Origin of the sequence: Streptomyces sp. NPDC002838 (genome assembly GCF_040295365.1) — a bacterium.
Taxonomy (GTDB): Bacteria; Actinomycetota; Actinomycetes; order Streptomycetales; family Streptomycetaceae; genus Streptomyces.
Genome location: NZ_JBEOVF010000002.1, coordinates 115,730 through 134,419, shown reverse-complemented (window position 1 = coordinate 134,419; position 18,690 = coordinate 115,730). Strand labels below are relative to the sequence as shown.

The window sequence follows — 18,690 nt, the reverse complement described above, 5'->3', positions numbered from 1 at the left end:
GGGCTACCTGTCGTCGGGGTCCACAGTGTCGACGCGAGCCTCGGGAGGCTCGCCGTCCTCCACCTCGCTGCGATTGGCCCGCCAGGCCTCCACGGCCCGCTTGACCTGGTCCAGCAGCTCCATGAAGACGACGGACGCGGCGCCCCCGGTCAGCGCCACGACGATCTCCATGGCGGCACCCATCGGGGCCCCGGTCTCGTCCCCCCGGCTCCGTTCGTGAATCTGCAGCCGGCCCGCGCGGACCTGTTCGTCGAGTGGTTTCTCCCGCTCCAGCCATTTGCGCAGGGCGCCGACGTCGCTCTCGGTGGCGTCCCCCTCCAACCGCACCCGGATGCCACGGCCCGTCACTTCGTCCCCCTCAGCCATAACTCACCATCATGGCACCGAGGTTGCGAACAGGGGAGGGTCTGGAAGCCGCCCTCGGCGCACTCTTACGGCCGCGCGCGGGCGCCCGCGCCGGTTGTCCTCAGACCCGCAGGGGGTTGGCGCGTGCCGCCGCCAGCAGATACCAGGCGGTGGCCCCCGCGTGCCGGTAGGGGTAGTAGCCGAACCCGAAACCGGTGTCGAGCGGGCTGCTCGCCGAGACGACCCCGGATTTCTCGGCCACCGCGCCGCCCCCGATGCTCTGGCCGACGCCGAGCAGATCCTGGGCCCGCTCGATGGAGGCGATCAGCCGCCGGGCGCGTGCCTCGTCACCGCGGGCGTGCCGGTCCCGCAGGGCGAGCGCGAGGTGCGCCGTTCCCTCGAACCACACGCCGTTGCGGTTGGGCTTGGGCTGGAACTCGGCGATCGGGGCTTCCTCGTTCGCCAGGAGACCGGCGGAACTGAAGGTGACCCCTTCGTACGACTGGCCCGCAGGCACGGTGCTGTTGCGTCGGTCGGCCGTGTCCAGGACGGCCAGTTCGGTCGCGGCCCAGTCCAGCGACCGGGAATGGGCGGGGGAGGCGAGGGCGAGGTGGGTCCAGGTCTGGGTGTCCTCGGGGATCGGCGACTTGTTGACCGTCACGCCGTCGTTGGTACCGGTGTAGAAGAAGCCCCCGTCCGGCTCCCACATGTTCTTGACGAAGGCCTCTGCACGCGCGCGCCGCTCCCGCCACACCCGGTCCCCGGTGAGCCGGGCGAGCCGTCCGAAGAGGCAGACCAAGTCGGTGTTGTGCTCGGTGGAGGTGAACGGCAGTTTCTCGTTGGCGCCGTTGACCCCGAACTTGTAGCCGCCGAGGGGTTCTTCGGTACGGCCGACGCGCTCGATCCACTCGCCGATCCGTACGGCGCCGGTGAGGAAGCGGCGCTCCCCGGTCCGGCGGGCGAGTGCGCTCAGCGCGATGCCGGCCCAGGCCATGTCACCCACGGCGGTGCCGGTGAAGCCGAACTGAGCGCCGACGTTGGCCGTGCCGTCCGCTCGCACGAAGCCGTCCGGCTGCGGCGAACCGTCGAAGAAGGTGTACGGCCCGACGTTGTAGGCCTGACGCAGCCTGCCGTCGTCGTACACCGGGTCATGGGCCTGGGCGTAGAGCAGCGCGTCACCGAGCGCCATGCCCCGGGACCGGCCGTCCTCGGTGCGGGACGCGAGACAGGCCAGGATCACGAGGGCGTTGTCGTAGGTGAACGCCGTGCTGAACAGGCCGGCCTGGTCGGTGTAGCTCTGGGCCAGCCGGACAGTGCCGTGATCCGGATAGGCGTCCATCGCCGAGGCGAGGAAGGCATACGCCCGGCGCTGGGCAGAGGCGGTGCCGGCGGACGGGCGTTGCACCGCCTGCGCCACGCCGGAGCCGGCCGCGGCAAGGGCCGCTGCGCCGACACCGAGTCCGGTCCCGATGAGCGCACGGCGGCTGAACACCGGGCCTTGGCTGCCGGTCATGGGTCTCCTTGGAAGTCGCGGGCCGCGGGTCACGGGTGCGGGAGGTGGAAGCATGGCGAGTGTGAGAGCGCTCTCATGTATGCGCGCTCATTGTGCTGTGGGGTGGGGTCCGGGTCAACGTCCGGAACGTGAGCGGCACTTGGGGAGGAAGGGGGAGAGGGGAAGGGACCGGGGGCCCGGGACACGCAGACATCTTCGCGGGACTGAGACTCGTAGCCACCGACACGGACTGGTCGGCCGGTGAGTCGCAGGGCGGTGACCGGAGTCTGCCGTCGGCCCACGGCGGATGCCTTCGCAGGACTCGGGAGGGGTCCCGCAGGCGCGGCCGAACAATGCGGGCACCACACCCGTTCCGCGCCCGGGGGAGATCAGGATGAGTGACTCCACGCCCGCTGTGCCCGCCGTACCCGCCATGCCGGAGTTCCCGCCTCCCCAGGCCAGGGCGCACGACCCGCTGGCCGTCGCCCTCGGCAACGCCTCCCTGCTCGGCGTCGGTTACCTGATGCTGCGGCGGCGCAGGCTCGCCGTCGCGGCTGTTGCCGTCACCGTCGTACTCGTCTCGAGGCTCGTCTCGACCGCCTCGTCGTCGTACGAGGTAGCCGTGCTCGTGTGGTGGGCGGCCGTCGTCGCCCACGGCTGGTTCCTGGCGCGCAGAGGCGCCGTCCGGGTTGCCGTGCGCAGTCAGCGCCTGGTCGCGCTCGGCATCACGTTGGTGGTGCTGCTGACTGTGGGGCTCCTGCGATTCGACGCCTCCAGGATCCAGCGGAGCGTCACCGAGGCCCGCGAAAGCGGCGATTGCGCGCAGGTGGTGAGCGCCCAGGACAGGGTGTGGTTCGGGCACCGCATCGCCGACGCCCCGCTGACCGCCCGCGGCGACGAGACCGTACAGGCGTGCGATCGGCTGCAGACGGCCCGCATCGAGCTGGCCACCGCGCTGAGCGGGGACACCGATGCCCTGGAGGCGGGCTTCGGCACACTCGCCTCGGTCCTCGCGGAACCCGGCAACGAGAAGACGGTCCAGGCGACCTTGAACGGATTCCTCGGCACCCTGCCCGCCGAGGACCCCTGCGACACGGTCACCGTCACCGACTGGCTCCGCGACCGGAAGCGGAGCCACGACGTACTCGACCGGTCCGCCGACACGATCAGGCGGACCGAGCCGGCCGCGCTCGTCGGATGCGGTGACGACCTCATGGCGGACAGCAGCTGGCAGGAGGCCCGGACGCACTACGAGCGGCTGCTCGACCAGTACCCCGGCGGCGACCTCGCGGACCAGGCCCGGAAGGGAGCCAGGAAAGCCGCGCTGAACATCGAGCTGGCCAACGTCCGTCACCTGCTCGCGGGAGGGACCGACACCCAGCCCGAGTACTGCTCCAAGCCGGCGAAGTACAGCGGCGCCAAGCCCATGGGCAAGGGCACCAACCGCGCGCTGTTCTACGGCGACAACGACACGTACGGCGACGACTACACCGGCAAGCTCCCCGGCTCCTGGAAGGCCAACGACCCCGCCAACGCAGTCCTGGTGGTCTGCATGGGGGAGGAGGACTTCGGAACCTCCGTCGAGACGTGCCCGTACCGGGACAGGGACTCCGGTGCCCTCACCTACGTGAGCTTCCACAAGATCGCGATCCCGGTGAAGGTCTACGAGCTGCGCACCGGCAAGCTCGTCACCAACCGCAAGATCCAGATCAGCGGCTCGAGTTGCCCCGCGGTCATTTCGTACTTCTCCTACGGCGACTCCGACACCCCGCCGTCGAACAGGTATGTCACGGAGTCCAAGTCAAACGTGCGGGATGCGTTCCGGTCACTGGTCGTCCGGTGAGCGGCGACGTGGACGGGTGAACCGGGATTGCCTCCCCCGACTGTGATCATCAGGGTCCGTGACCTGGCGCAGACTCCGTCCCATGCGTGGCTCGCCGTCAGCGGCACGCTCGGCGCCGACACGGGCCGACGCCTGCGTCACGAGCTCGGCGCCCGCATCGACCGCGGGCACCATGAGCTCTACCTCGACCTGCGCGAACTGAGCTGCGCCGACGGCATGACCGTCGAGGCGGTACGAGAGGCGTTCGCCCTCGGTGCCACGGGGCGGCTCCACCTCATCGGCGCACCGGAGCGGATCCGCGCAGCACTCGACCAGGACCCGCGCATCACCTGGCACGCCGAAGTGGCAGCCGCGTGGGCGGAGTGGGCGTGACGCCCGGTCCCGCACAGGGCGGGCAGCGGCTCCCACGCCACCTTCACCGGCGCGGCGTGTCATCGGCCCGCCCGGCCGTCTCGCCCCCGGAACAGCCGTGCGGCGGTCCCGCCGTGCCGGGCGGGTGTGCGGGCTCGACGACCTGCTGACCAGGCTCCTGACGGCCTCGCCGAGCGGTGGATCGGGAACATCCCGTGAAGGCGCCGTACGAGGTTCCGCTCGGCCAGTAGGTTCGGCCGAGGTGATCCGGAGCAACGGCTGAGGGGAAACGGGTGCGCCAGGGCACGACGGTCGGTGAACGCCACCGGCTGACGCAAGGCCCCTTCACGGGGGGAACGGGCGAGGTGTGGCTCGCCCGTGACCTGCTGCTTCCGCGAGACGTGGTCCTCAAACGGCTGCACACCACCGACGCCCGCCCCGGCGGTTACGACCGGCTGAGTGCCGAGGGCCGTGCCCCCCACCTCAGCCACACCCATGTGGTCACCCTGCACGATGTACTCACCCTGCCCGACGACGGACAGGAACCGGTTGACGAGGAGCAGGAACCGGCTCATGACGCGCAGGCCCCGCTCGACGGCGCTCCGGCCGGCCGGCCGCGGCGGATGATGTCCTGGCTGGTCATGGAGTACGTCACGGCGGCCTCGCCGGGGCCCGGGCCGAGTAGACACCGGAGCGACGGAGGAAGGCCTGTGCCACTCGTACACCTGCCCGAGGATGCCCTTCCCGGCGAGTCAGGCCTTGGGGAAGAACTCCAGCACCGCCGTACCACCGTTCAGGGACTTCACGCGGAAGCCGAGAGCGTTCAGGCCGCCGGTGCCGCCTTCGCCGACCGAGGCGCTCAGGAAGGTGCCGGGGCCCGAGGACTGGAGCACCACGGAATCGTCAGTGATCTTCGTGATCCGGAGTTCGCCGACGCCGAACCGGCTGTCGACCTTGAGGGTCATGGGCTTCGACACGGCGACGTCGCAGCGTCCGTCGAAGCAGGCGCCGACATCGGTGCCGTCGGCCGCGGTCGCTCCACTCGTGGCCGGGGACGAGGGCGAGGACGGCTGCTCGGTCTTCGCCGGCGTGCCCGCGCCGCTCGCCCTCGACGGCGTACTCGTGGACGACGGCCCCGCCCCCTCCTCGGGGCCGTCGTCCTGGCCGCCGCTCCCTCCGCAGCCGGTGAGAACCACCATCAGGCCGCAGACGGTGAGAACCACCATCAGCGCCGGCACCACCGTGACGCCGCCCCGGCCCCTGTCCCCGCTCATACGTCAACCCCTCAACTCGTACGCCTGCTGGCGCCGTTGACCCACGGCGACGGGGCATGCCCTTTTATACGGACTCGTTTTGGGGAGGGGTCCCGGAGCGAACGCGGACCCTGGGGAGTGCGCCGTACGCGCCCCGAGAATGCCACGAACCGAGGAGACCAGCGATGCCCCTCTCCGCCAGCCTCGCGCGCGGTGTCGCGCCCACCACGCCCGGCACCCTGCACGCCCGCACCGTCACGGGCGACCTCAGCGCCCCGCCCCGGCAGGGCCTGACGATCTGCTTCGGCCGCGGCGAGAAGCCGGAGGTGGACCTGGGCGTCGGCGTGGACGACCTGCGGGTGAGCCGACGCCACGGGGAGCTGACGTACCGCCAGGGGCATTGGTGGCTGCGCAACACAGGGCAGCAGCTCGTACGGCTGCCGCGCGGCCGGATGATGCACATGACCACCGAGCCGATCCCGCTCGCCACCGGCTACACCCCGCTGTTCGTGAAGGGCTCGGGCTACCGGGAACACCTCGTCGAGCTGTACGTGACGGGCCACGACGACCAGGGCCCGGTGTCGCGCCGGCGCGCCGAGACCGTACGGCCGGAGATCTGGGCGCTCGATGACGACGAGCGGCTGCTGCTGGTCGTGCTCGGTCAGCGGTACCTGCTGTACGAGGAGGACCCGCGACCCCTGACGTACGCCATGGCCGCCAAGCAGCTCGCGTACCTCCGCCCGGACGACAACTGGAACGAGCGCAAGGTCGAGTACCGGATCGAGGCCGTACGCCGCCGCCTGGACCGCACCGGCTTCCGATACCAACTGATGCACGACAAGTCGCAGGGCCGCCCCGCCGACAACGGCCTGTTGCACAACCTGCTCAAGGGGTTGGTGGAGTCCACGACGCTCGTACCACCGGACCTGGACCTGATGGAGGACGACACCGCCTGGCCGGACCCCGGCCCCTGAGGCGTCCGCCGCACGCCGGCGCCACTGCGACGCCCTGTTCCACGGCCTGGGAGGATGGCCGTGTGCGTCGTATGGGCGGCGCGGGGCGGCTCTCGCCGGGCGCGCGCGGTCTCCGCTGCCATCCTGATGGCGGGCGAGCTGGTGCGAAGCGCCGGGCGTACGGGCCGGAGCTCGGGTTCGGCTTCGGGTTCGGACGACTAGGACCCGTCCGGACTGGGCTCAGCCTCCTCCGGTGCGTGATTGTGCGCGTAGTTCCGCGGCGGCCGGGCCAGCGAGGTCCCTGGCCATGTCACAGAGCTCCTCGACGGGCCGCTGCCCGCCGACGTGCAGGCGCAGCATCTCGGCGGCCGTCTCGGCGTTCTGGCCGCTGTACTGGCGGTATTCGACGAAGACCGTGCAGGTGTCGTCGCCGTTGCCCTCCGGTACGACGAAGGCGTCGTATCCGCTGAGCCTGATGAGGTCGCCATCGTCCGTGGACTTGGGCTGGTCGCGGAAGAAGCCCACCTCCGTCTCCAGGTCGTCCACGTCACTCGACCACTCGCAGCTCCAGTTCGCGACGCCGACGTCCGGCTCCGCCTTGAGGCCGGGAACGACCTGCAGCGCCTTGGCGTCGAGCAACTCGCAGGCGTTCGCCCAGGCCAGCGAGGCGTCCGGGTAGGGCGGGGAACGCCGGGGGAGCGGGCCCTGGTTCAGAACGTCGGCCGCGCTCTGGGCGGCGGCGTCGGCGACCGTGCACAGCGTCGCGCTGCCGCCGAGCACAGTGCCGTCACCCACGTTGACGCGGACCTCGACGACGGTGCCGTCGGGCGACGTCAGCAGCAGCCCGCACTCGTCGCTCTCCGGCGGCTCCTCGATGACGCCGATCTTCCCGATGGTTCTGGAGGGCTGCGACGACTCGGGTGGTGAGCCCGGGCGGAGTTGGATCGACACGTCGATCCGGCTCTTGTCGTCGGGGTGGACGAGTGTGTCGCAGCGGTCGAAGTTCCCGTAGTCCAGGTCCACTTGGGCCTTGCCGAACCGGCCGAGAGCGTCGGGGTCGGACAGGGCGCACAGGTCGGCGGTGTGCGGATCGCCGATCAGGGCCGACTGTTCGGCGTCCGAGGGGCCTTCCGTGATCCGGCTCCGGCCGGACTCCTGGGTGGCTCTCTCGTTGTCGCCGTCGCCGTCGCCGGGGATGAGGACGAGGACCAGGGCCAGTAGGACACCTGCGCCGAGCGCCGCGGCGAGCAGCGGCCGACGCCACCGGGAACGCCCGGCGGACTTGCCCTCCGAGGCATCCGACTCGGGCCCGGCGACGGCTTCCAGGAGCCGCCTGACCTCGGTGGCGTCGGGGCGCCGGCGCGGATCGCGTTGCAGCATGGCGGTGAGCACGGGGACCAGGGGGCCTACTGCGGCGGCGTCGATCTCGACGACGCCCTGCTCGGCCTTCCAGTACCTGAGGCGCTCGGTGTCCTCCGTGTCCCCTTCCCGGTGGTCACCGTCCTTCTCGGTCTCGCCGCCGCGCGGTGGTGAGCCGGTGACCAGGGCGTGGAGGGTGGTGGCGAGGCAGAACACGTCCGAGGCCGGGCGGGGGACGTTGCCCCGGGCCAGCTCGGGGGCGGCGTAGTCCGGGGTGAAGCTGAACGGGCCGTTGGCCGTGATGGTCTCGGTGCCGCCGACCCGGTAGGCGGCGCCGAAGTCCAGCAGCTTCGCGGTACCGTGCCGGGACAGGCCGATGTTGGCGGGCTTGACGTCGCAGTGGACGATGCCGGCTTCGTGCAAGGCGGCGAGGGCATCGGCGAGTTGGGCACCGAGGCGGGCCGCCCGGAGGGGAGACATCGGCGGCTGCCGGTCCAGGCCGCCGCCGGGCACGTACTCCGTGATGAACCAGTACGTCTCCGTCCCGTCCCCGTCCTGTGGCACGGTCACGACGTCGTACAGGGTTACGACATGGGGATGGTCGCGGAACTTGGCCATGGCCCGCGGCTCGCCCAGCAGTCGCCGTACCGCGGTCTGGCGGTCGCCCTCGATCCGCTCCGGTTTCAGCGCGACGTCCTGCCCCACCACGGTGTCGTGGGCCAGCCACACGCTGCCGCTTCGCCCAGTGCCGATGATCTCCTTGAGGACATAGCGGCCGGCGAGTTCCTCTCCGGAACGCACAGTTTCCCCCTCACCCGGGTCCCGAACACGCACGGCAACGTGCCCGCGCGCGTGGAACGAACCTACTGCGTGTGGCGATCAATACGCAGCGTCTCCCCTGAGCCTGCATCAGACGTCCTCATGCGTAGAGGTTGTGGGGTGGGTGAGACACCTTCGCGTCGCCCGTGCGACAGCACACGATGCGAACAGCACCTCGGCCACTGCCTCCCGCCCCCCGGGCATGGCGGCGGCTCCCGACGACTTTGCCGTCTCTTTACAACCGGTCCTGCTGCTGCCTCGTCTCTCCGCTCGATCTGTGACGCAGCCCGCCGCCTCACCGGGCGGGCGGACCGACGAGAGAGAGCGTTTCATGCGCCGAACTGTCCTCAGTGCCACGGCACTCGCGTGCACCGCCGTGTTGGCGAGCACGGTGCCCGCGTTCGCCGACGGGCCGAGTCCGGTACCAGCCTCCACGGCACCGACTCCGGCCCCGGCCACCACGGACCCGAGTGAGGCCCCCGCCGGCGCGGCCCCGACCCCGGTTCCGAGCGACGCCCCGACCGGGGCGCCGACCCCGGGCCAGGTCTCCGTCGTACCCAGTGGCGCGCCGGACACCGGTGTGGCGCCGGTGTCGGCGAACTCCGGAGGGAACGAGGCCGGGGTGATCGCCGGAAGTGCCGCCGCGGTGCTGCTCGGAGGCGGCGCGGCGGTCCATCTCGTACGACGCCGGCGGGCGACCGGCGCATGACGCTGCTCTCCAGGCGCGCCTTCGCCACCGCGGCGGCGGCTTCTCTGCTCCTGAGCTGCGGTGGCCACCGGACCGGCGACGACCGGGAGACGACCGCACACCCGGAGAGCACGCCACCGCCACCCACCGCGGGCACCTCTCCGTCTTCGCGTTCCTCCGCGAACTCGGCGCGCACCCTTGGTCGTTCTGTCCCGGTCCGGTTGCAGGTTCCCGCCATCGGGGTCGACACCCCGGTCATGCGGCTGGGGTTGGCCGCGGACGGCAGCGTGCAGGTGCCGCCGATCACGGCGCACGACCGCGCGGGCTGGTACCAGCACTCGCCGACACCGGGTCAGACCGGCCCGTCGGTGATCCTCGGCCATGTCACGGTCGGCGCCTACGGGGACGGGGTCTTCCGCCACCTGGCGCGGTTGGGACGGGGTGAGCGGATCGTGGCGCGCCTGGAGAACGGTACGACGGCGACGTTCGCCGTGGACGCCGTACGGACGGTCGCCAAGGACGACTTCCCGGCGGACGCGGTCTACGGGGACGTGGACCGCCCCGAGCTGCGGCTGATCACATGTGGCGGCCCCCGCACCGGTGAGGACTACCGCGACAACGTGATCGTCTTCGCCACGCTGAACTCGGCGAGCCCCTGACCCGCCGCCCGGATCCCGGGCCGATGGAACGCCCTGCGACGGCCCGGGCTCCTTCCCCTACGAGTCCCCCACGACGTCACGACCATGGAGAGCGTTGAAACGGTCCCGAGAGAAGGCAGCGTCCGAACTGTTCGCCGCCCTCTACCCGCGCCTCGCCGGCTGGTGCCGACGGCTGGTCGACGACGACGAGACCGCCCACGAGATCGCCTCGGAGGCGTTCACCCGGCTCTGGGCCCGCTGGACATCCGTCGCGGAGCCCCAGGGCTTCCTCTACGTCACCGCGGCCAACCTCGTCCGGGACCACTGGCGCAAGCTCGAGCGCGAGCGAAGAGCCGTCCACCGGGCCACCGTCGAAGCCGCCGTACGCCCGCGGACCGATCAGGCGGAACAGGCCGACCCCTCGGTCCGCCTGCTCGTGCAGTCGCTGCCGGAACGGCTGCGCGTCCCGATCCTGCTGCACTACTACGCTGACATGCCGATCCGGGAGGTGTCCGTGCTGACCGGGCGCAAGGAAGGAACCATCAAGGCCGACCTCCACGCGGCCCGCGAACTGCTCCGCGCCCATCTGAGGAGAAGCCTTGATCACACACTCTGACGAGGGCCCGGACTTCGAGCCCGACGACCCTCTCGCCGTCATCCTGCGACCCCCCTCCGACCACCTCGGCCCGCCCCCCGGCCGCTACACGGCGATCCGCCGCGCCGCGACACGCCGCCGACTCATCCGTACGGCGGCCGGAGTCGGCGCGTCCTGCGCCGTGGCCGCTCTCATCGTGCTGCCCCTGCGCCTGGCGACACACGAGGCACCCGCGTCCCCGACGGTCCCACTCGCCCCACCCCCCGTGAGCAGCCCGTCGGCCGCCCCCACCCCGTCGGTCCCACCCGAGGCCGTCACCCCTCGCCCCGCCGAGACAGGGACCGACAACCCCAGCACCGCGCCCAGCCCTGCCGCTCCCACCCGCGTGCCCTCGGTGACACCGACACCGTCCGTCGAGCCGTCGGCGGTAGGGAACACGGTCGACGCCACACCCGAGAGCGGCAACCGGCCGTAGACCACGCCCGCTCTCAGGCGCCAGGATGCCGTCAACTCTCAGGGAGGAAGGGGTGGCGAGCCTCCGACCGCCTACCAGCGCAGCGGAAGGGCGGCGAGGTAGTTGTTGAGGAGGCCGGAGATGATCCGGTGGTCCTTGACCGAGGGGTGCCAGTCGCAGCCGAGTCGATCCAGGTCGGGATCGTCGTAGTACCAGTAGCGGACCCGGTTGTCGCCCCGCCGGTTGCGTTCCTGAACGATCCGTTGCGTGGCCTGGGCGAACGCGGTGGTGTGGGAGACGTAAGTGGCGCTGACCACGATGAACGTCTTGGGTCCGTACCGGGCGCGCAGCTTGGCGAGGAAGCTCTGGTAGGCGGTCTCGTAGGCGGCGACCAGGGCCTCCTCAGTCGTCCAACGCTCGCCCTGGTTCAGCGGGGTCGAGAAGTCGTTGATGCCCAGGCCGACCACGACGACCTGCGGTCGCCAGGTGTGCGGTGTCCGCCAGACGTCGCCCTCGACGTTCAGTAAGGCCCGGTCGTAGTAAGTGCGGAAGTCGGCATCGGGGCTGCTGCCGTTGTAGTTGCGGACCATGCCGAGGCCGGAGTAGGCGTTGATCTGGTAGTCGGCGCCCAGGCTCCGGGCGGTGAGGGCGCCGAAGGCGAGGTCGGCGTCGCTGTTCCGGTTGACTCCTCCGTTGCCCGAACAGTCACGTGTTCCGGAGACATTGCCGTAGCCGGCGGTGAAGGAGTCACCGATGAACTCGATCTGCCTGCTCCGCGGCCGGGGTCTGGCCAGGATCGCACCTCCGGGGGCGGCGACGAACCCGCCGAACCGGCCCGCGGCCCACGGGCTTTCCGTGCGCTTGACGAGCCGCACGGCGTGCTCGGTGTCGGGGAGGTCGTCGATCCAGGAGGTGTTCCGGCCCGGGGTCACCAGTGTCGCGAGGGTTGTTCCGTCGATCTGCACGTCGTAGTCGTTGTCGGAGTCGTCGAGGACGATGCCGACACCGGTACCGCGGAAGCGCCCCTCGAAGTAGATGCCGGGCCAGGTGTACTGCACAGCGCCATGGACGGTCTTCTTGATCCGGCCCGCCGTGTGGAACCGGGCCCGCGCGCCGGATGCCTGCGAGGGGGAGGCGACTGCGGCGACGAGGCCCGCAGTGGCGGCCGTGACCAAAGTCCTTCGGGACAAATGACGAGGCGTCTGCATGGGGCCATCCTTTGGTGGTGGTGGACGGTCGAGCAGGAAGCGGAAGCGAGTCCGGCGAGCCAGTGGGAGCGCTCCCATGTCGGCTCTGTCGAAGGTGACCGCCACACTGGCCGTCGTCAACCCCGCGGGAAAGCATTTTCTCCGCTGCGTAAGGGGCAGAGCGACTACAAGGGTGACCCTCCGGTGGACGGCTTCGGCAGGCGTCACATCCAGGAACATGGCGTCGTACCAGTCTCGTCGTGGTGTACGCCACCCACACCGATCCGCGCTCGGGTGACGGCAGGCCGTTCGGGATCATCACCGCCTACTACTTCCTGCCCTGCTTCCAGGCCGCCGACTGCCCCGGTCCCGAGCAGCCCCACAAGGTGGACACCGCGCTCACCTACACCGGTGCCGGCACCGCGGTGAACGGATCCCCGGCCCGCCTCTCGGCGTCAACGGCCGTTCCGTACGGTTCGCCCTGGGAACGGGAGCCACCCAGCAGACATGCGCCGGCACCACCACGGCATCGGGCACGGCGACCTGCACCGTCGACTCGGTCGACCAGCCGCAGGGAGCGTCGAACGCGGTTCCCCTGGCCGTCACCTTCGCCGGCGACGACGACTACAACCCGTCCGGTACCTCCGCCGAACTGGTGCCTGACTTCACCGATGAAGCTCGACTACACCGGCGTACGGAATCTCGCCAACGGAACTCCGGCCCAACTGGCGGCCAAGCTCACCGATTTCGACGGTGATGCCGTTGCGGGGCGCAGCGTGCGTTTCACCCTCGGCACGGGAGCAACCCAGCAGACGTGCACCGGGACCACGAGCGACACGGGGGCCGCGGCCTGCACCGTCGCCTCGGTCGACCAGCCGCTCAACGACTCCGCCCCCGTCCCGCTGCGCGCGTCCTTCGCCGGTGACGCCGGATACCTGGCCTCCGACACCTCCGCGCGGCTGAGGCTCCAGTACGCGACAGGCCGTGCCTACGGCGTCTCGGCGCACGTCGACCTCCTCGGTCTACCGCTCCTGGACGTCGAGCCACAGCCCGACACCGGAACCATCCGCACGGCCGGCACGACCACGACCGACACCCCGTGCTCGGCCGATCACGGGTCACCCCTGCTGTCGGTGCAGAAGCTCTGCCCCAAGGTCACCACGACACTCGCCCCCGGCAAGGTCACGGCATCATCGACCGTGGGGCAGGCACGCATCGGGCTGACCGGTGTGCCGCTCATCGAGGTGTCCGGACTCAGCGCCACCTCCACCAGTGAGTGCGGCAAGACCACAGGCAGCACCACGCTCACCCTGAAGATCGCGGGAGTTCCGGTTACCGTGTCGGGCGATCCGCATACGGAGATCCCACTCGTCGGAGGTGGCCGGCTCATCGTGAACGAACAACTGCCTTCGACTGGCACCGATGCCGGTCTCAGGGTCAACGGAGTCCACCTCGTCCTTCCCGCCGACGGCGGCGAGGTCGTCCTGGCCTCGACGGACGCAGCCATGCACAACTGCGGTGACTGACGACCACGCCACCTGGGGCGGACCGCGGGAATACACGGATGCGTTCCTGCGGTCCGCTCTCCCGGCTGTCCAGGATCTGTGCGAACGTCGGGGCGGCGAGCTCGAGTCGCTCACGAGCGAAGCCGTGCCCGACGCCACGGGCGAAGTGGTCGTCGCCGCCACGGCGGTGGTGCTTTTCCGCGGCCACCGCTGCGTTTTCCGGCGCGGGATCTGGCCCCCGAGCCATCCCGCCGCCACCCGCGCCGCCATCTTCGCAACCGTCCTGGAGGAACGGCTGCTGACGCGAGTACATCCCTCGCGCGGCGACGAAACGACACCGGTCGACCTCTGAAGGTGGTTTGCCTGGCTTGGCGACGTCTTCGAATCGCGGGGGAGGCGGACGTGGAGGTGATGTCGCCGCAACAGTTGGCCTTGACGCGGGGTCAACCTCTCAGCATGGGAGGGCATGACTACGAGAACCGTGCGGGAGCTGGTGGCCGACGGGGTCCGGCTGGTCGCCGAGGGGCGGGCACCGCGGCCGAGCTGGCGCGCCTGTTGACGGGGCCCGGGTTCTCCCGTTTCCGGTTGAGGTGGCGATACGCGAGGGTGGAGGGGGCACACTCGGTGGTGGCCGCGGAGCAGATCCGCGGGGCGAGGTCACACGATCGGGTGGAGTTGTCTGCCCGAGGGACTGTCAGCCTTCCTCGTGGGCGTTTCTCCGCTCAGGGTGTGATCATGAAAACTCCGCGATTGCACTGTGTGCACCGATCCCTCGCGCACTCGGCTGCTGCAGCTGTCATCAGCCTCGCAGTAGCCCTGATCTCCGCCTCACCCGTCGCGGCCCAAGCCGCTCCAACGCCTGACTCCGGCGGAACCGATTCCACTTGCGAAGTGACTCGCGAGCAGAAGCAGGGCCTCGAACCCATCCTTTGGGCTGTTGTGTTCGGGCCCCAAGAATCAGTGCAGGAGCAACACTGCAAATCTCACGCTGAAGGCAAAACTCAGCACGAAGGTCAAGCTCAGCACGAGGGCCAAGCTCAGCACGAGGGCCAAGCTCAGCACGAGGGCCAGGCTCAGCACGACGGCCAAGGCCAGCCGGAGGGCGAGGCCTGACGGTCGCATACGGGGCGGCGATGCCGGTGATCGAGTTGCTGATCCGACTCAGCTCGGCGCTGACCTCTTCCCCAGAGGTCCAAGATCATCGGCAGAAGCCCGTATCCGGTTTCGCCGACGTTTGGCGAGATCCACCATCCCGAAACAGCAGGTCAAGGGCCGCTGTTGGTCGGCCATGAACTGGAGCGCCTCCGCCATCGGCACCGCACCGCCGAGACGCCGAGGAGGCCCTCTCCGGCATCACGCGGCCCAGGTTGCGGCAGCGTAGGCGACGGCCGTAGCCGCTAGGGGCGTTCCCGCCCCAAGAAGCGTGAACCAGCTGGAGTTGGCACGGACACGCGCACGCCGACAAGGAGCACGGCCTGACGAGCGAGCGCGTCCCCATGCGGAACATCGCCCAACTGGTCGTCCACCGATCCTTCCGCGTCGATCAGCCGCCGATGCGTGAACGCGTGGCGACCGGCGCGTCCGTGGGAGCCGCCCGCTGAGCACCGTCTCCGCTGCTGGCCCCACCCCTCACCCGCCGCCGACGTCTCCGGTGTCTGGCTCCGACGTCGAAGCGGCGGTCCATTCGTGCGGACAGTCGCTCCCGTACCGCCTCTTGTGTGAACACCCCGCAAGGCGTACCGGTTTTATGCATTTTGTCTGCTTAGCATGCAGGCTCCGCGCCCCGGGGAACGGTGTCGCCACACAACCGCCCAGGGGCGCGGACCGCGCTTGTCTGCCAGGGCTCGTTGTCGGCATGCGCGGGGGCGACTGCCCGGGGGCGACTCGCTCGTGGCGCGGCTCGTCCATCGATCCGCCCACCCTGTACGAGAGGACACCAGATGGCGCTGACGTGCCGTCACAGACCACCGTCCGAGCACGCCTTCTCCCCGCACGACGCCGTGTTGCGCATCGCCGCCCCGCACATCGCCCGCCGCCGCTTCCTGACCGTCACCGCGGCGGCGGCCGCCCTCGCGTTCACCACGAACCTGCCGGCCCGTGGCGCGGTCGCCGCACCGGTGCGCGGCGCGGCGCGGATCCCCACCGACCCGTTCACCCTCGGTGTCGCCTCCGGGGACCCGCTGCCGGACTCGGTGGTGCTGTGGACCCGGCTCGCTCCGGAGCCGTTCGAGACGGACGGCGGCCTGGGCGAGCAGCGTGTTCTCGTCCAGTGGGAGGTGGCCATGGACGAGTTGTTCGCCATCGTGGTGCAGCGGGGCACCGCCCTGGCCTATCCCGAGTACGGCCACAGTGTGCACGTCGACGTCAAGGGCCTCGACCCGGGCAGCTCGTACTACTACCGGTTCCGAACCGGCCCCTGGATCAGTCCGACGGGACGCACCCGCACCGCACCTGCCAAGGGCGCCGGCACCACGCGCCTGAAGCTCGCCGCCGTCGCCTGCCAGGCCTACCAGGACGGCTACTACACCGTGCACCGGCACCTCGCGCGGGAGGACATCGATGTGGTGTTCCACCTCGGCGACTACCTCTACGAGTACGCCGTGGACTCCGCGGGTGGAGCCCGCCAGTACGCCGCCGGCACTCTGCCCGACGTGTTCAACCGCGAGACGATGACCCTGGCGGACTACCGGATGCGCTACGCGCTCTACAAGAGCGACCCGGATCTGCGCGCCGTCCATGCCGCCCACCCGTTCGTCGTCGCCTGGGACGACCACGAGACCGAGAACAACTACGCGGACGACACCAGCGAGAACGCCGAACCGCCCGAGCAGTTCCTGCTGCGGCGCGCCGCCGCCTACCGCGCGTACTGGGAGAACCAGCCGCTGCGCGCCGCGCAGCGGCCCCAGGGCCCCGACGCGCGGCTGTACCGCCGGCTCCAGTGGGGCACGCTCGCTCAGTTCGACATCCTCGACACCCGCCAGTACCGCTCCGACCAGGCTTACGGCGACAGGCCGCACGTCCCGGGGCCGGAGTCCGACGATCCGGCGCGCACCATGACCGGGGCCGCGCAGGAACGCTGGCTGATCGACGGATGGAAAGCATCCACCGCGGTGTGGAACGTGATGCCCCAGCAGGTGTGCTTCTCCCAGCGGAAGTTCGACCTGAACGCGCAGGCGAAGGTCTCCATGGACGCCTGGGACGGCTACCGCGCCTCCCGCAACCGGATCGTCGCGGGAGCGAAGGCGGCCGGCGTCGACAACTGGATGGTCCTCACCGGTGACGTCCACGTCGGGTACGCCTTCGACATCAAGGACGACTTCGACGACCCGCAGTCCAGGACCCTGGGCACGGAGTTGACCTGCACCTCCGTGGCCAGCGGCAGGGACGGCGTCGAGAAGCCCGCCAACTGGGACATCTACATGCAGGCCAACCCCCACCTGAAGTTCTACAACGGCCAACGCGGCTACGTCCGAGTCGAACTCGGACGGCAGACGGCCCGCGCCGACTTCAGGACCGTCTCCGCCGTCACCTCGCCCGGTGCGCCCATCACCACCGCCGCATCCTTCGTCACCGAGGCGGGCTCCCCGGGTCTGAAATCCGCCTGAGAAGCCCCGGAGCGGCTCACCGGTCGGAGGTGCCCTTCGCCGTACTGCACATGGCACCCCCGGAGTCCCCCAAAGCGCGAAAGACCTTCGCCCCAGACATCGTTCCGGGCCGTTACGGCAAGGCCGCCTATGGCTTCGCCACAGTCTCACCCGTACTAAGAAAGAGGTACACCGCATGGTCGGCAGACATGCCACGGGCAGGCGCCGCGCCGCCCTGACCGCGCTCGGCACCCTCGTCCTCACCGGGATCCCCGCGACCGCGGCGGCCGAGCCGCCACCGGCGCCAGGGCCCCCGCCCTCCGCCGCCCAGACACTCGGCGCCGACAAACCGTCGGCTCAGGTGCTGCGGGCGATGGAACGCGACCTGAGGCTGACGCCGTCGCAGGCGGTCACCCGATTGGTCAACGAGGCCGAGGCGAGCACCCGCGCGGGCCGCCTCCGCAACGCGCTGGGCGGGCACTTCGCCGGAGCCTGGGTGCGCGGGGCGACCTCCGCGGAGCTCACTGTCGCAACCACCGACGCGGCGGACGTGCCCACCATCCGGGCCCAGGGTGCGAAGGCCGCGGTGGTCAAGACGTCATTGAGCACCCTGCGGGCCGTCAAGAAGAAGCTGGACGCGGCCGCCGTCCGCGTCAGGACCCACGACACGCCGGTCTGGTACGTCGACGTGCCGACGAACCGGGTCGTCGTCGAGGCGACGAAGCGGTCGGCCGCCACCGCCTTCATCAAGGCCGCCGGCGTCAACGGCCGGGGCGTGGCTGTCCGGGTCTCGGCGAACCGGCCACGGTTGCTGGAGGACATCGTCGGCGGTGACCCCTACTACATCAACGGCTCCGCCCGCTGCTCCGTCGGCTTCTCCGTCACCAAGGACCAGCAGCAGGGCTTCGCCACCGCGGGCCACTGCGGCAGGGCCGGTGCCAGGACCACGGGCTTCAACATGGCCGACCAGGGCACATTCCAGGCGTCCACGTTCCCCGGCAAGGACATGGCCTGGGTGGGCGTCAACAGCAACTGGACCGCCACGGCCGACGTCAAGGGGGAGGGCGGCCGCAGGACACAGGTCGCCGGCTCGGCGCAGGCGCTCGTCGGGGCGTCGGTCTGCCGCTCCGGGTCCACCACCGGGTGGCGCTGCGGCACCATCGAACAGCACGAGACGAGTGTCAGCTACAGCCAGGGCACCGTCGACGGCCTGACCCAGACCACGGTGTGCGCCGAACCGGGCGACTCCGGTGGCCCGTTCGTCGCGGGCGCCCAGGCTCAGGGCGTCACCTCCGGCGGCTCGGGTGACTGCACCCTCGGCGGGACCACGTACTACCAGCCGGTCAACCCGATTCTCAGCGACTTCGGCCTCATCCTGAGGACCGCGTCCGCCCAGACCGACACACCCGCTCCGCAGGACAACGGGGCGGCGAACGCGTGGGCCGCCGGCCGGGTCTACGAGGTCGGGGCGACGGTGACCCACGCGGGTGTGCGCTACCAGTGCCTGCAGACCCACCAGGCGCAGGGCGCGTGGTCTCCGAACGGCACTCCGGCCCTGTGGCAGCGGATGTAGCAGTCCGTACGGCTCTTCCGGTGCGGGGGCGCCGCTCCCGCACCGTCCGCT

The 18,690-nt window shown here is 70.6% G+C and carries 16 protein-coding genes; 11 read left to right on the top strand and 5 right to left on the bottom strand.

Going from position 1 to position 18,690, the window contains the following annotated elements; all coding sequences use genetic code 11:
* Positions 1 to 3: 3 nt before the first annotated feature.
* A complete protein-coding gene (locus tag ABT063_RS03275; RefSeq protein WP_351055364.1) occupies positions 4 to 366 on the bottom strand; it encodes a hypothetical protein in 363 nt (120 codons plus the stop codon).
* A gap of 100 nt (positions 367 to 466) precedes the next feature.
* Entirely contained in the window at positions 467 to 1,858 is a 1,392-nt protein-coding gene (locus ABT063_RS03270; protein WP_351055363.1) for a Tat pathway signal sequence domain protein, read from the bottom strand.
* 373 nt (positions 1,859 to 2,231) lie between these two features.
* Between ABT063_RS03270 and ABT063_RS03265 the strand changes: the two genes are divergently transcribed.
* Together ABT063_RS03265 and ABT063_RS03260 are read left to right on the top strand one after the other, a co-directional pair.
* Positions 2,232 to 3,680 carry a tetratricopeptide repeat protein gene (locus ABT063_RS03265; protein WP_351055362.1) on the top strand — a complete coding sequence of 483 codons (1,449 nt, stop codon included), beginning with the start codon at positions 2,232 to 2,234 and terminating at the stop codon, positions 3,678 to 3,680.
* A gap of 27 nt (positions 3,681 to 3,707) precedes the next feature.
* On the top strand, positions 3,708 to 4,052 hold the full coding sequence (locus ABT063_RS03260) for an STAS domain-containing protein (RefSeq protein WP_351055361.1): 345 nt from the start codon (positions 3,708 to 3,710) through the stop codon (positions 4,050 to 4,052).
* Between the two features lie 731 nt (positions 4,053 to 4,783).
* Here ABT063_RS03260 and ABT063_RS03255 read toward each other — a convergent pair.
* Positions 4,784 to 5,305, bottom strand: a complete 522-nt coding sequence (locus ABT063_RS03255) for a hypothetical protein (RefSeq protein ID WP_351055360.1) — start codon at positions 5,303 to 5,305, stop codon at positions 4,784 to 4,786.
* Between the two features lie 164 nt (positions 5,306 to 5,469).
* Between ABT063_RS03255 and ABT063_RS03250 the strand changes: the two genes are divergently transcribed.
* Positions 5,470 to 6,258: an FHA domain-containing protein gene (locus ABT063_RS03250; protein WP_351055359.1), complete on the top strand. Its 789-nt coding sequence runs from the start codon at positions 5,470 to 5,472 to the stop codon at positions 6,256 to 6,258.
* Positions 6,259 to 6,477: 219 nt separating this feature from the next.
* On the opposite strand, the gene ABT063_RS03245 is transcribed toward ABT063_RS03250, so the two are convergent.
* Positions 6,478 to 8,397 (bottom strand): serine/threonine-protein kinase, encoded by a 1,920-nt coding sequence (locus tag ABT063_RS03245; RefSeq protein WP_351055358.1) that lies wholly within the window; start codon positions 8,395 to 8,397, stop codon positions 6,478 to 6,480.
* Between the two features lie 349 nt (positions 8,398 to 8,746).
* On the opposite strand from ABT063_RS03245, the gene ABT063_RS03240 reads away from it, so the two are divergent.
* The 4 genes from ABT063_RS03240 (at position 8,747) to ABT063_RS03225 (ending at position 10,811) form a co-directional block, all read left to right on the top strand.
* On the top strand, positions 8,747 to 9,124 hold the full coding sequence (locus ABT063_RS03240) for a sortase-dependent protein (RefSeq protein ID WP_351055357.1): 378 nt from the start codon (positions 8,747 to 8,749) through the stop codon (positions 9,122 to 9,124).
* The gene (locus tag ABT063_RS03235) at positions 9,121 to 9,762 is read left to right on the top strand and encodes a class F sortase (RefSeq protein WP_351055356.1); all 642 of its coding nucleotides are present in this window, start codon (positions 9,121 to 9,123) and stop codon (positions 9,760 to 9,762) included. Before ABT063_RS03240 ends, ABT063_RS03235 begins: the two co-directional genes overlap by 4 nt.
* Before the next feature lie 94 nt (positions 9,763 to 9,856).
* Positions 9,857 to 10,357, top strand: coding sequence for an RNA polymerase sigma factor (locus tag ABT063_RS03230; RefSeq protein WP_351055355.1), 501 nt, complete (start codon positions 9,857 to 9,859; stop codon positions 10,355 to 10,357).
* The gene (locus ABT063_RS03225; RefSeq protein ID WP_351055354.1) at positions 10,341 to 10,811 is read left to right on the top strand and encodes a hypothetical protein; all 471 of its coding nucleotides are present in this window, start codon (positions 10,341 to 10,343) and stop codon (positions 10,809 to 10,811) included. The genes ABT063_RS03230 and ABT063_RS03225 overlap by 17 nt, the downstream gene beginning before the upstream one ends.
* Before the next feature lie 71 nt (positions 10,812 to 10,882).
* Here the strand turns inward: ABT063_RS03225 and ABT063_RS03220 are convergent, their stop codons facing one another.
* A complete protein-coding gene (locus tag ABT063_RS03220) occupies positions 10,883 to 11,998 on the bottom strand; it encodes an SGNH/GDSL hydrolase family protein (RefSeq protein WP_351055353.1) in 1,116 nt (371 codons plus the stop codon).
* Positions 11,999 to 12,648: 650 nt separating this feature from the next.
* Here ABT063_RS03220 and ABT063_RS03215 point away from each other — a divergent pair.
* The 4 genes from ABT063_RS03215 (at position 12,649) to ABT063_RS03200 (ending at position 18,639) form a co-directional block, all read left to right on the top strand.
* Entirely contained in the window at positions 12,649 to 13,503 is an 855-nt protein-coding gene (locus ABT063_RS03215; RefSeq protein ID WP_351055352.1) for a choice-of-anchor P family protein, read from the top strand.
* Positions 13,496 to 13,834 carry a hypothetical protein gene (locus tag ABT063_RS03210; RefSeq protein ID WP_351055351.1) on the top strand — a complete coding sequence of 113 codons (339 nt, stop codon included), beginning with the start codon at positions 13,496 to 13,498 and terminating at the stop codon, positions 13,832 to 13,834. Before ABT063_RS03215 ends, ABT063_RS03210 begins: the two co-directional genes overlap by 8 nt.
* Positions 13,835 to 15,422: 1,588 nt before the next feature.
* The gene (locus tag ABT063_RS03205) at positions 15,423 to 17,087 is read left to right on the top strand and encodes an alkaline phosphatase D family protein (RefSeq protein WP_351055350.1); all 1,665 of its coding nucleotides are present in this window, start codon (positions 15,423 to 15,425) and stop codon (positions 17,085 to 17,087) included.
* A 175-nt stretch (positions 17,088 to 17,262) separates the two neighbouring features.
* Positions 17,263 to 18,639, top strand: a complete 1,377-nt coding sequence (locus ABT063_RS03200; RefSeq protein ID WP_351055349.1) for an alpha-lytic protease prodomain-containing protein — start codon at positions 17,263 to 17,265, stop codon at positions 18,637 to 18,639.
* Positions 18,640 to 18,690 lie beyond the last annotated feature (51 nt).